The organism is Limosilactobacillus sp. DJ3M12, from assembly GCF_947381695.1.
Lineage (GTDB): Bacteria > Bacillota > Bacilli > Lactobacillales > Lactobacillaceae > Limosilactobacillus > Limosilactobacillus kinnaridis.
On the sequence record NZ_CANCWY010000032.1, the window covers coordinates 1 to 13,687 of the forward strand.

Genomic DNA, 13,687 nt, shown 5'->3' on the forward strand with positions numbered 1-13,687 from the left:
GGTAAGTATGCGATGTTTCCAGAATCTCCCACTTCAAGCATTAAACCGTAGGTTTAGCTAAGTGGGAGTAGTTCAATATAACAACTATCGAAGAAAAACAGGAGAATAACGCCTTGTAAAATGAAAAGAGACTGGAGAATTATTTTCAACAGCCTCTTAATGCGAATATTTGTTAAGATATCGTGGAAATTAACCACAAGACTCAAGTCTAAGTCCGAACGATAATCAGCCTGTGCCGTGCTAATCACCGTTCTATCCTTAGCCCACCGCCTTGTCGAGGAGGTTAATTCCCACTTACTTTAATTTTCTTTGAAAAGCTTGTTTAGGTGGTCCATGAAGGCCTTGAGGTAACGTTCTTTGTCAACGTTAACGGCAACCTTAACATTAGGGTTAGGATCGTTTAACTTAGCGTTGTCACCGATTGTCCGACCATAGTAAGGTCCTTCTTGGTAAACAACCTTCATGAATAAGCTAATAGTTGAAACAAATGATGGGTCAATACCAACACCAACAGCTAATGGATCGTGGAGGGCACAACCACGCTTATCAATATCAAGGTTGTAGTAAGCGTCGATGTAGAAGTCGGTAATATCAGCAAAAGCCTTACCGGAAGCAGTGCCTAATTCACGCCATTGCTTTGTTTCGTTCTTAGTAAGAAGAGTACGAAGAGTAACATCAAGACCAACCATCGTAAGTGGCAAATTGGACTTCATTACTTCATCGGCAGCCTTTGGGTCTTGGTTAATGTTAGCTTCTGCGACAGGAGTAACATTACCTTCAACAGTTAAGGCACCACCCATGAATGTGACATTACCAATCAAGTCAGCAATTTCAGGATCCTTCTTCAAAGCAGCAGCTAAGTTAGTCATTGGACCAGTAGGGATGATGATTAAGTCCTTGCCATACTTGTGAGCGGCTTCGATGTAGAAATCAACACCGGATTGTTCTTCAAGAGCCCGACTTGGCGCAGGTAATTCAACATCACCGATACCGTTATCACCGTGGATATCCTTTGAAACTTGCATTACATCAAAGTGTTCAGTAGTGCATGAATGTGGAAGACCCTTAAATACTGGAATATCAGTGTGACCTAATAATTCCAATAACTTAAGGCTGTTTTCGGCACAAACATCTAATAGGTTGTTACCATATGAACTTACAATTCCGATTAGATCAACTTCTGGGTCAGCGAGCGCATAGGCAATAGCTAAAGCGTCATCAACACCAGTATCTAAATCAAGAATCATTTTACGTTTTGCCATAGTATTTATTCCTCCAATTTTAAGCAAAATCAATCTCTGTATATAATATGTTAATTTAAATTTTGAATAATTACAATTAAAATTTGAGACCGCTTACTAAATTTTAGAAAAATAAAGATGATATAATACTTCTAGAGATGAAAATGAAAGGATCAGAGGAGAAATGGCAGAGAAAATTTACGATGTGACAATTATTGGTGGAGGTCCAGCGGGGATGTTTGCTTCATTTTATTGCGGCCTTCATGAATTAGATGCCCAGCTAATTGAAAGCCTTCCACAACTTGGCGGACAAGTAGGGGCACTCTATCCTGAAAAACAAGTTTGGGATGTAGCGGGAATGCCAGGTGTAACTGGACATGACCTAATTGCTAAGCTAGAAGAGCAAATGGCAGTGGCACCGATTGACCAATTCCTCGGTGAAACTGTTGAGGACGTCATTAAAAAAGACGATGGAACCTTTACCATCAAATCAGCAAAGCGGGTATCCCGGTCACGAGCAGTAATCATTGCTCTTGGTAACGGGGCGTTTACTCCGCGTAAGCTTGCTTTAGAGGGAGCAACTGAGATTGAAGGCAAGCAGCTTTCATATTTTGTTAATCATAAAGCTGATTATGCGGACAAGCGGGTTGCCATTCTTGGTGGGGGCGACTCCGCGATTGATATTGCCTTGATGCTTGAACCCGTTGCTAAGGAAGTCCACCTTGTCCATCGGCGGGACCAGTTCCGCGGTCTGGAGCATACTGTAACTCAGCTTAAACAGTCATCTGTACAACTGGATACGCCTTTCTTACCACGCGCATTAACGGTGGAAGACGATGAAACGGTAACGCTTGATCTTAAGAAGATGCGTAGTGACGACGAAGCACAATTGAATGTGGATAAGATTGTAGTTAACTATGGCTTTACTTCTAACAATGCGGCCTTAAATCAGTGGTCCCTTGACTTAGCAACAGAGCGCAACTTGATCAAAGTCGATTCAATGATGGAGACCAGTGTTGAAGGGGTATATGCGATCGGGGATGGTGTGACCTACCCGGGGAAAGTCGCATTGATTGCGGCCGGCTTTGGTGAAGCACCGACAGCGGTAACCGCCCTAGCTAAGAAACTCTATCCCGATAAGCGAATGGCAATGCACAGCTCTTCAATGGGGATTACTAAATGAAAAAATGTCCCTACTGTAATACATTAAATCCAGACGATGCCGAAGTCTGTGAGAATTGTGGGAAATCCCTTAAAGGACAGATGCTTGCCTTAGTCTGTCCTAATTGTGGAAAAGTTAATGCATTAGGGTCACGAGAATGTTCAGTATGTCATACGAAGCTAAGTCAAGGTAATCATCAGCTAGTTTCACGCAAAATTACACCCAGAAAAAAATAATAAGCGGTGGGGGTATATCGCCCTCATCGCTTTTGGCCTTTCAATTGCTTTATTTACTTATTTAGGAACCAAAAACGCCAGTAATTCATTGACTCCAAATAAGACTGAAGCACTAGAATTTAGATACTTCGATAAAGATAAAAAAGTGCTCTATAATGATTATTATATTTTTAACGCTACAAACACTTTATTGCGCCAACATTTCAGTATTGCATATATCGGAAGAGACGCGCAGGGAGCCCGACCACTTAAAGTAGTAAGCTTAAAGAAAGCCAAAAAATTATATCGTCAAAACAAACATTACTCGCTTTATGTTAGAAAAAGGGATGCAATAGTAAATGGTCCCCAAAGGGTAATTATAAGAGATGGTGCCAAGACGATTTCTATGAATCCTGGTAGACATGATAAGATTTACCAACGAGAAAGGGACTCTTGTGTGGTCAAAGGCAATAAATAAGTAAAATTCATCAAAATTCAGACGTTAATTTTGATTGATAACTATAATTGACGACTATTAAAAAGACTTAAGATTAAGTTATGAGAGCTTAATCTTAAGTCTTTTCTTAATGAATAATTATTTCTTGTGTAACAGAATGATTTGCTGACTGGCTATTCTGCTGAATGAAGAGATAGCTGGCGAGGATAATCCGTAGATTACGAAGGCCGGCAATTAATGTATATTTCAGTTGGATAGTTGAAGTCCCTAAGTTGGTAGCAATACTGACTTAGGGATTTTTAGTGCAAAAGGCAATTTTTTACGTATATATCTTTATAGTGAGGTAGAAGTGAAAGGATTGAGGAAATGTGTAAGAAATTGCCAGAGAACTATGAAAAGGCCCTCGAAAAGTGGGAAAAGATGACTATTACGAGTGATCCAATGTTCGGGATGGTTATGCAGAATAAAGAAATTTGTTTAGAATTGATTAATCGTGCATTACCCCATTTAAAGGCAACTCAAATCGTCCAGTTAACAACTCAAAAGGATATTAATGTCGTAGCTGGCCGGCACGTCCGTTATGATGTTTATGTGTAGGATGAAGATGGCAACATTATTGTTATTGAGATGCAGGTAGCTGACCGACAGAATTTGCCTTATCGCTTGCGGTATTGTCAAGAGCAAATAGATCATGGATTACTCTTGCCGGGCAAGGATTATCGCGATTTAAGTCTTCATCCGACCTATGTGCTCATGTTTTGTGATTTTGATTATTTTGGCTATGGTTGGGCCCGTTATGTGTTTGAAATGGCGTGTACTTGTAATCATCAGTTGAAATTAGGCGACCAACGGACAGTTGTGATCTTTAATGCCTTGGCTAAAGAATTTACTAAAGATGAGTAGCCGATTAAGGACTTCCTTGCTTTAATGCGTAATCGAGTAGACAATAAGAGTAAGTTTATTACTAAGATTCAAGACGAGATTATTAAGATTAAGCAGGAGCCAGAGAGGAGACGAGGCTTTATGAAGTTCGAGCTTGATTTAATGGACGCACGGCGAGAAGAAAGAGAAGAGTCGAAACAAAAATTAGTTAAGTTTTTAGCCAGTCAAAAGACTGCACCGTCAGAAATAGTGGCCGCTCTCGTTAATGTTTACCAAATGCCAGAAAAAACGGCTCGAGAATATGTTGCAGAGCATGTAAAGACTCCAAAGTAGTATTATTAATAAAATTCTTAAGGTGGACATGAATAACAATTAAAAGAAGTCTCTAACGTTTGAATTCTAAACACCAGAGACTCCTTATTTGTTTTAAATTTCTAAGAGATCAGCGGGCTTCATTAATGGGAAGTCCGCATCTTTAATACTATCGGGATTTGCAGAAGAGTAAAGGGCGCCTGCAAACTTGGCACCAGCTGCATGGGCGGCTTTCATATCATTGATCGTGTCTCCAACATAAACAGTAGTGGCGGGATCTGCTCCCATTTTATCCATTGCCGCTAAAATAGGATCTGGAGCTGGCTTATGCTTTTTAGTATCAGCAGACGTAATGGCAACCTTAAATAACTTTGCAAAGTCATATTTGTTAACGAAGTATTCTTGGTATTCGTCAGCGAGTTTTGAAGTTGCGATGGCGATCCTTGCATCTTCACGATTGGCAAGGGTATTAAGCATTTCCGGAATTCCTTCAATCACTTTTACTTGATCAGCACGTTGATAAGCCAGCTTAAACCAGTCTTGTTGGATCGCCGGAATTTCATCCTCACTAATTCCAGCAAGACGGAGGGCATCTTGTCCCGTAATACCAAATAAGTCATGCTTAGTTTGCTCTACTTTGTCGGGTGCAACTGGGTGACCATGTTGAGCTAAAACATCAATCATTGCTGGCATATACATATCAATAGTATCAATTAAAGTGCCGTCAATATCAAAAATAAAATTCTCAATCTTCTGTGCCATTTTATTCATCCTTTATAAAATATAAGTACGTTCTTAATTGTATAACAATTTCAGAAAAGATTGAGATTAGAATAGCTGATAAATTACCTTTTTATTTGAAAAGACTACAATATAAATGGAATTATAAATTTTATGTGGGGTGGTCATTATCAGTAATCAAAAATCAGTACCTAAAGAGCTATCATTCATTTCGATTTACTTTTTAGGAATTAATGGAGTAATTGGTTCAGGAACATTTTTACTGCCATCTGTTATTTATCGGTACATGAACTTATCGGCTGTAGCAGTTTTGCTATGTACAGCAATAACCGTTTCATTGATCGCCCTATGTTATGCCGATCTTTCTAGTCGTTTTACCGGCTCAGGTGCAGCATGGCTTTATTCTTATCATGCATTTGGCCGATTTACCGGTTATGAGTTAGGGATTTTTACCTGGTTCTTAGGCTGCTGTACCCATTCAGCGGAAATTGTTGCCTTATTAACTACCCTCAAGAACTTTTTGCCAATCTTTAATCGGCCGCTTATCTATGGAGCCGCTGCTTTTGGCTTAATTGTGCTCTTTGCAGTTATTAATTTCTTCGGCCACGGCCTTGTTAAACTGGTTAATAATGTATCAGCGGCTGCGAAGATCCTTACGCTGATCATCTTTATTGTCGTTGGGGTCTTCTTCATCCATAAAGCTAACTTCTCACCAGTGATTCCCCAAGCAGCTTTAAAGGGACCAATGTCATTTATTCATCATTTTGGTGAAGCCTTTACCCCGATCTTTTATCTTTTTACTGGTTTTTCATTTTTACCAATTGCTGCTAAGCAAATGAAGAATCCAGAAAAGAATATTCCTCGGGTGTTAATTGCAGTCATGGTTAGTGTAACTATTTTGGATGCATTGATGATGACCGTTGCCGTTGGACTTTCCGGGACTAAATTAGGCGGCTACTCGACACCACTGGCTAATGCTTTGGGAGGTGCCCTTGCGAAAGGACTCGGAACCACTATTGGTAAGTGGGGATATGCCTTTATTATTTTCTGGATGCTTGTAAGTATCTTTGGGGTCGCCTTTTCATCTTCGTTTAACACGCCATCGTTAATTACTTCAATGGCCAATGAGCACGGCATGTTGCCAAAGTTTATTGGGAAGAAGAATAAGCATGATGCCCCATGAGTCGGAATTTTATTAACATCCATCCTTTCTGCTTTATTCGCTACCCAGAGTTATCTCTTCTTGGTTAGTTGTACAGTCTTAGCTTCATTCATTCAATATGTACCCTCAATTCTTGCCGTCATTAAATTTGAACATAGTAACGAATATCCAACACATGGTTTCAAATTACCCAGGAAATATCTTATCCCCATTTTTGCATTGTTAGTTTCTTGTTACATGGTTACTAATTTTACGGCTAAGACCTTGCTTGTCGGAACTGTCATCGCCATTCTTGCCGCGGCAGCATACTTCTTTATCAAGAAAGATCGTAGTTATGAAGAAAAGCATGTAGAATGGCTTGATGACTTGCGATTAAAAGATGAAAAAGAAGGACTCCTAGATAATCAGAAAAAATAATTTTTAGACAATAAATCGGCACCAAACGTTCGAATCTCGATTAGTTTGGTGCCGATTTCATTATTAGTTGTCAATTTCTGGTGCCTGATCTAATTCTGCTTGCAGCATCCAGATTTTCTTTTCAATTGCCGTCTTAAATCCAATGAAGATATCTTGGGTAGAATAATCTTTTTCAATGTCAGTCACTTCAATTCCATGCTGATAAAGGTCCTCAAGATAACGATAACCAGCGACTAAATGCGCAAGCCGTTCTGGCGTTGTTTTATCAAAGTTTCCTGGCCAGTCTTTAATTTTCGTATGGGTTGCGACTTCTTTAAGGGTCGAATAAGGTTCACCGTCGAGAGTTAATAATCGTTCAGATATTACATCAAGTTGATCGTTGATTTCATCCATAAATTGGTCCATTAATGGGTGAAGCTTTAGAAAGTTAGTGCCACGCATATACCAGTGAGTTTGATGAATTATCATTGCCATTTGACTCAGATCAGCAACTAATTGATTAAGTGTTTCTTTGGTTTCTTGATATTTCATGATAAGACTCCTTTCCTATGTGTTAGGTATATTATATCAGATTTTGGAATGCGCTTACATGGATTTGGTCAAAACATTACGAAAGCTTATGAATTAAAAAATGCCACTGAAGAAGATGAAAAATCTCATTCAGTGGCGTTAATTTTACCGTCGATTTAGACGGAAACGAATCATTTTATCAGATTCAGTACATAAGAAGATTAAGCAAGAGAAGACAATTACTGCTAGCCATTCCAGTAAACTTATTCCGGTCACGTGGAAGGCAGCCTGCATAAATGGAACGTAGGTGAAGATCAATTGGAAAAGAATCATCAATCCAATAACGCCCCAGGCTTTCTTGCCAATATTTCCAACTTCTTTTAGTCCATATCGTTCAGTTCGAATGCTGAAGAAGTAGAAGGCCTTACTAATAACAATGGTATTAACCATCATTGTTGTAGCGTTGACAACGTCTGCCCCAGCACTGATGAACCATTCGTAACCAATTAAGGCGAACAGCGCCATTAAGGCTGAGACATAACCCATCTGGATTAAATCATGTCGATTCATTAATCGTTGGGTCACAGGACGCGGATTGCGATCCATGATGCCTTTTTCTGCTTTTTCAAAGACGAACGCAAACTGGATAGTGATTGCGGCGATTAAGTTAATCCACAATAGCTGAGCTGGTTGGAGGGGAACTTGCTGACCAGTAAGAATGGAGAAGGCAACCACCAATCCTTCAGCAAAGGAGGTTGGTAATAAGAATAAGATACTCTTTTTGATATTGTCGTAAATTCGCCGACCTTCTTTGATAACAGCAGCCATTACCGCAAAGTTATCATTTCCTAAGATCATGTCGGCAGCATCTTTAGCGACGTCCGTTCCCTTGATCCCCATTGAAATCCCAATATCGGCTTTCTTTAAGGCGGGTGCATCGTTAACTCCATCCCCAACCATCGCGGTGATCTTTTGCCGGTTTTGGAGCGCTTCAATAATTTCAAGCTTGTTTTGTGGAGTTGTCCGCGCAAAGACTTGGTTATCTAAAGCGGCCTCTTCTCGTTCACTGGCAGAAAGTTTATCCCATTCTGCACCTGTGATTGCGTTGATCGGGCCCGTCGATAAGCCTAGTTGCTTACCGATTGCACGGGCGGTTTGCGGGTCATCCCCCGTAATCATTTTAACGGAAACACCAGCACGGTTCATTTGCTTTAACGCAACAATCACTTCTTCGCGTGGTGCGTCTTGAAGAGCAGCTAAGCCAAGTAAGTGAATTCCCCTGTAGAGGTGGTCATGTTCGACTTCTATTAGATTTTTGCCATTAACAGGTTGATAGCCAACCGCAATAACTCGTTTTCCGGCTTTGGACCAGTCATCTACCCGTTGTTGCCACTTGGCAGTATCAAATTGTGGATCTTCCTTTGTGGCCATTTCAAAGAGCTTGTCTGGAGATCCTTTAACAAAGATTACTTGTTGTTTATCTTCTGGATCACGAGTTAATTCAGCGATATAACGGTAATCAGAATCAAATGGAAGGAGGTCAACAGCTTTATATGGCGATTGATATTTAGCCCCAAACGCTTTGTGATAAAGAGTTAAGAAGGCTCCATCAGTCGGTTCACCATTAATATGCCAGGTGCCGTCTTCATCAGTTAAAGCCGTATCATTTGCTTGATATCCAGCCTCTAAGAAAAGTTTGAGCTGATCTGTCAGTTGAGCTGGTTTGTCATTTAAGAGAATCTCACCATTAGGAGCATAACCAGTTCCGGTAACCGTGTAGTGTTTATCGCCGACCCATAACTCAATGGCGGTCATTTCGTTTTTGGTAAGAGTTCCTGTTTTATCAGTAGCAATAACATCGACCGAGCCTAATGTTTCAACAGCAGGCATTGATTTGATAATTGTCTGATGCTCTTTGGCCATTTTGCTAATACCAAAGGCTAAGATAACAGAGGTAATTGCAGGCAAACCTTCTGGGATCGCACCAACCAACATTGCCACGACTGCAAGCGCAAGGGCAGGCAAGGAGTAAATTTCGAGGAAGAAACCGACAACGAAAACAATCACTGAAGCAGTAATTGTAATGTAAGAAACGACCTTTCCAACATGGTCAATTTCTTTAGTTAATGGGGTCTTCTTTGGCTTGATTTGCGCAACTTCTTGTGAAATCTTACCAATTTCGGTTTGTTCACCAGTTGCGACTACAACTCCTAGGCCACTTCCGCTTGTAACTGAAGTCGAAGCATATGCCATATCAACACGATCAGCGAGAGGAACGTCTTGGTCGGTAATTGCTTCATCAGTTTTGATAACCGAATTAGTTTCACCGGTTAAAGCCGATTCTTCAATTCGTAAGTTATCAGCTGAGACAATCCGTAAGTCAGCTGGTACATTATCACCGGCTTCGAGGAAAACAACATCCCCACGGACAAGATCCGCGGCATCAATATCTTGTCGTTTACCATCCCGGTAGACGGTGGCATGTTGCGCCATCATCTCTTTAATTTTGGCGAGGGCATTCGCTGCGCTTGATTCTTGGAAATAACCAATGAGCGCGTTTAGAATGACAACCGCCCCGATAACAATCGCATCAGTATAGTGACCAATTAAAACGGTCAGTAAAGTAGCGGCTAATAAAATGTAGATAACAATATTGTTAAACTGGCGTAAGAATAGTTTCCACTTGGGTGTTGGTTTTACTTCAATGATATTACGTCCTTCATCGGCAAGCCGTTTTTCGACAGCTTGGGTTGATAGGCCGTGAGTAAAATCAGTTAATTGGTATTCTTTCTTTATTTCGTCAGTTGTTAGTTGATAATTTTCTTTCATTTTTCCCCTTAAATATATAAATTGAGTAAAGTAACTAATGCTTAAAGGTCCCACACCTTCAGCGAACAACATCAGTGAAGCCGTATTAAGTTTTTGCTTTAATCATTCCTTCGTATTTATCGTATAAATATCGTACCATATTCATTTAATATTTTAGTTCTAGTTAAGATATTTTTAAAATATGATTCATGAATAATTAATAAAAAGACCGAGAAACGTTTCCTCGGTCTTTTTATTAATTATTAAACGTATTATTTTCAACATTCCGAATGAAGTCAGCGAGGTGCTTGTAATAAATATTGGGGTTATCTACCATGTGGTGGTGACCACCATCGGGAGTAGTAACTAACTGTGAATTTGGAATGAGACTATTCATTGTCTTAGCAGTTTCGATTGGCATCGTTTCGTGTTCACCAAATGTAATTAAAGTTGGCACCTTAATATTCTTCAATTGGTCACGGAAATGCCAGTCTTTAAGCTTACCGGTAATCACAAATTCGTTATCACCTTGGAAGACGTTGTAAACCGCTGTGCCGCCAAGGTCTTTAAGATGATAAAGCTTGGATGGCTGCTTCCGGTCAACGTATTGTTCATTCATTACTTGAACGTATTCTTGATACTTAGGATTACTGTAATCGTTCTTGGCTTCGCATTCTTTCATAAAGGCAACTGCTTCTGGAGAAAGAGTCTTTTCCCGTAATTCATTAACCCGGTCGACATATTCATCAATTTCGTCAACCATTGAAGAAATAATTGCGCCCTTAAGATGTTGGCCATACTTAACAGCGTATTCTTGAACTAAAAGGCCACCCCAACTTTGACCAATAAGATAGAAATTGTCTAAGCCAAGCTTTTTTCGTACTTCATCTACTTCATCAAGGAAATATTCGTAAGTAAGGTACTTCTTCGCAATCTCAGGGTCAGAAAAATCTGGTTGATCAGAATATAGTGAACCTAATTGATCATACATTGTTACTTGAACGTTAAGACCTTGTTTCTTTAATTGTTCAGCAGCGTCTTCCCAGTATTCATGATTGCCACCAGGCCCCCCATGCAAAGCTAATAAATGAATATCACCTTCACCTTGGGTATTCGTCCACAGATGATAGCCGTTATCAAGGGTAATAATTTTAGTGCCTTGTTTCATTCTCGAATCTCTCCTTTTTATTGGTAATACTAACTATTTTACCGCAATTAGCTGAATTCTGCTAAAACTAGTTTTAACGCGCTGTCTTTTTAAGCTAAAACGCTGAAGCCAGGAATGTCAAGATGACAGCCATTCAGCTCTAATTGATATTCAATTCGTTCGTTGCCACGAAGCGTGTATTCGTAATCAGTGCTATAAATAATGATCCCTAATTGATGGCCAGCTACAATTCGGTGGAAAATTGGTTGAAGATCAAACTTAACGGTGACAAATTGATTAGCGGCTAATTCGTCAACCTGTGCTGGATTGTTTCGATTTTGCAAATTAATATGTCCACTTGCGATTACCTTATAATTAGTTGTTTCTTTTGCTAATTTAAATTCGCGAAGGTCATCTGTCTTCCAGTGATAACCTAGCTCAAGACCATTACGATTAAACAGAACAGGCGACATTGTAAGGCGTTTGCTGCTGCCCAGGTCAACAAGCCGGGCACTAATCATTCCATAATTTTTCGAAGAAGCTACTTTTAATGTGACAGTCGGAGTTCCGCGGAGAAGCGTATCATCATTAAATACAGCAGTTACGAAGCGCCGACTAAATTGACCGTTATCATTCACGAGTGCCTTTGCCCATGCTTGGGGTTGTTTACACCATTGAAGATACTTTTCTTCTGGTTGTTGGTCATTAAAGCTTTGGATTCCTAGCCCGGGCAAATTCGTTAGGCGATGGTTGTTAAATTGGTACTGTTTTTGTTCGCCTGCAGTCCATTGATCATATGCGGTCCAAGTTTCGGGGGTGCTATTGTCTTGCACAAGAACACTTGGCAGGGTATCATCAGCATGATTTTCTTGACCCCAGAGCTTATTAGCAAGCCAGAGATTAACCATGTCAGAGAAATCTAATGAACGAAAGGCATTGATATAAATATGTTGTCCTTGGTGAAGGATGAGTTTGCTTGTAATCGGCAAACTTTGAGTTCCGTCATAAAGTGCTTTAACGTTACTAGGACGGACATTGGTATCATTAAGGCCATGCACCATCATCACGGCAGCTTTGATGTTTTTGAGATCATGCCGATAATTGCGGTGGTCCCAGAACTCGTTATAATTACCAGTCGTTCGATCCATTGCTCCTTGCATTTTAGCAATATATTTATCATTTACTTTTTCAATTCGGCGGTAGTCTGCTGGACGTTTGGTTCGACTGAATGTTTCGTCAGCTAAAACATCTGCGTCCTCCCCTTGAAAGCCACCCGGTGCCCGGACAAGGCCGTTTTCCCGGTAATAGTCATACCAACTGGAAATGGCCGCTTCACTAATAATTGCTTCGAGGCCTGGTACACCAGTGGTTGCGACAGCGGTAGCTAAAGTGCCGAGATATGAGCGTCCTGTCATTGCGACTTTACCATTACACCAGGCCGCCTTGATTGTGGTACCGCTATGACGGTCAGTAAAGGCTTGCCGATCGCCATGAAGCCACTCGACGACAGCCTTCATCGCATCAGTCTGTTCTGGAGAACCACACGTTTGCAGACCGTCCGAATCTTTGGTACCAATTCCGGCTGAATAAACAACCGCATAACCACGGGCGGCGAGGTAATTATTTAGTGTGTAGGCTGGCGTGGTACTAAATGTCTCAGTAGCTTGCCGGCTTTCGCCAGTAACTTTTTGGCGTGAAAAGTCAGTCGGAAATTTTTCTTCAGTCGGGGCCTGATAATCAGGATCCTTATGTTTCAAAGGAAGATTGACGTTATGCGTTGCTTTTTCGCCCCATTCATCGTTTGTTCCTTGATTATAAGGACTAGCAGTAAAGACAACGGGAACTTTTAGTCCATGGTCCGATTCGATTGGCCGCATAATTTCCGCTTTAACTAAATCTGCTTTACCATCAAAATCAGTATCCATATCGGTCTCAATGTAAACAACCTCACGAATGAATTTAGCAGGGTCAAAACTAGCAAGCGGCTTTCCATTGAAAAAGAGTGGTTTTTGTTCAGCTGGAAGCTGGTAACTCCAAGCCATAAAGCCCTCTGCCGTTAAATGATCAATAAGCGATTGACCATTTTTGTTATGAGTATTTAAAAGAAGGTAAAAAGCATCGGTAACGTTTGCGGTTGTCCATTTTTGATGTGATTCGACTGGCAAGCCAATTTTCTTAACTGTAGCAAGGGGATCTGTAATATCAAAATCAACTGCGGCCTCAAAATCGAGTAGTTGGAGAGCGACGAGGTAAAATACTTCATCGGTTAATATTTGATTCTGGTCAAACCAATCATCAAGAGCAAGGTCAGGAGTAGCTAATAGGTCATGAAGCCACTGTTTAGTGATGATCGGCTGGGCACTTGCCATATGAATTCGTGCTAAGAAGATTTCAAACATTGCGTTCGGTGTTAAATTTTGTTCTTCGTTTTTCCGAAGCAAGTGAATCTGCATTAATTCTTGGCGCCGTGCCTGTGGTGTAGTCGAAGTAATACTAAATTGATTGATTTTCATCTGGAACACCTCGTATAAAATTTGATATATTAATTATCGCACTTTTATCCATAAATTTGCGAGAATACCCCCACTTCTATAAGTAGGGGATGAATCGCTCTCTTAAAGTACGTTAGTGCT

Annotated in this window: 11 protein-coding genes and 1 pseudogene; 6 read left to right on the top strand and 6 right to left on the bottom strand. The window is 40.4% G+C overall.

The genetic code is table 11. The features are described from left to right. Positions 1-299 precede the first annotated feature (299 nt). Positions 300-1,262, bottom strand: a complete 963-nt coding sequence (locus QOS06_RS10040; protein ID WP_003670022.1) for a nucleoside hydrolase — start codon at positions 1,260-1,262, stop codon at positions 300-302. A 163-nt stretch (positions 1,263-1,425) separates the two neighbouring features. Between QOS06_RS10040 and QOS06_RS10045 the strand changes: the two genes are divergently transcribed. The 5 genes from QOS06_RS10045 (at position 1,426) to QOS06_RS10060 (ending at position 4,290) form a co-directional block, all read left to right on the top strand. Continuing rightward, a complete protein-coding gene (locus tag QOS06_RS10045; RefSeq protein WP_085720052.1) occupies positions 1,426-2,424 on the top strand; it encodes an NAD(P)/FAD-dependent oxidoreductase in 999 nt (332 codons plus the stop codon). After that, positions 2,421-2,639, top strand: a complete 219-nt coding sequence (locus QOS06_RS11150; RefSeq protein WP_078010032.1) for a double zinc ribbon domain-containing protein — start codon at positions 2,421-2,423, stop codon at positions 2,637-2,639. The genes QOS06_RS10045 and QOS06_RS11150 overlap by 4 nt, the downstream gene beginning before the upstream one ends. 802 nt (positions 2,640-3,441) lie before the next feature. Continuing rightward, positions 3,442-3,672, top strand: a complete 231-nt coding sequence (locus QOS06_RS10050; protein WP_085720056.1) for a hypothetical protein — start codon at positions 3,442-3,444, stop codon at positions 3,670-3,672. Positions 3,673-3,702: 30 nt separating this feature from the next. Beyond that, entirely contained in the window at positions 3,703-3,978 is a 276-nt protein-coding gene (locus tag QOS06_RS10055) for a hypothetical protein (protein WP_225431185.1), read from the top strand. Between the two features lie 24 nt (positions 3,979-4,002). After that, on the top strand, positions 4,003-4,290 hold the full coding sequence (locus QOS06_RS10060) for a hypothetical protein (protein WP_225430691.1): 288 nt from the start codon (positions 4,003-4,005) through the stop codon (positions 4,288-4,290). 93 nt (positions 4,291-4,383) lie between these two features. On the opposite strand, the gene QOS06_RS10065 is transcribed toward QOS06_RS10060, so the two are convergent. Continuing rightward, positions 4,384-5,040: an HAD family hydrolase gene (locus QOS06_RS10065; protein WP_003670031.1), complete on the bottom strand. Its 657-nt coding sequence runs from the start codon at positions 5,038-5,040 to the stop codon at positions 4,384-4,386. Positions 5,041-5,170: 130 nt separating this feature from the next. Here QOS06_RS10065 and QOS06_RS10070 point away from each other — a divergent pair. Continuing rightward, a pseudogene (locus QOS06_RS10070) lies at positions 5,171-6,589 on the top strand (APC family permease). A gap of 63 nt (positions 6,590-6,652) precedes the next feature. On the opposite strand, the gene QOS06_RS10075 reads toward QOS06_RS10070, so the two are convergent. The 4 genes from QOS06_RS10075 to QOS06_RS10090 all read right to left on the bottom strand — a co-directional run bounded on the left by QOS06_RS10075 (position 6,653) and on the right by QOS06_RS10090 (position 13,567). Further along, positions 6,653-7,120 (bottom strand): Dps family protein, encoded by a 468-nt coding sequence (locus QOS06_RS10075; protein WP_003675056.1) that lies wholly within the window; start codon positions 7,118-7,120, stop codon positions 6,653-6,655. A 144-nt stretch (positions 7,121-7,264) separates the two neighbouring features. Then, on the bottom strand, positions 7,265-9,928 hold the full coding sequence (locus QOS06_RS10080) for an HAD-IC family P-type ATPase (protein WP_085720064.1): 2,664 nt from the start codon (positions 9,926-9,928) through the stop codon (positions 7,265-7,267). A 235-nt stretch (positions 9,929-10,163) separates the two neighbouring features. Next, a complete protein-coding gene (locus tag QOS06_RS10085; RefSeq protein ID WP_098047103.1) occupies positions 10,164-11,075 on the bottom strand; it encodes a proline-specific peptidase family protein in 912 nt (303 codons plus the stop codon). A gap of 89 nt (positions 11,076-11,164) precedes the next feature. After that, a complete protein-coding gene (locus QOS06_RS10090; RefSeq protein ID WP_283595995.1) occupies positions 11,165-13,567 on the bottom strand; it encodes a Xaa-Pro dipeptidyl-peptidase in 2,403 nt (800 codons plus the stop codon). Between the last annotated feature and the right edge of the window lie 120 nt (positions 13,568-13,687).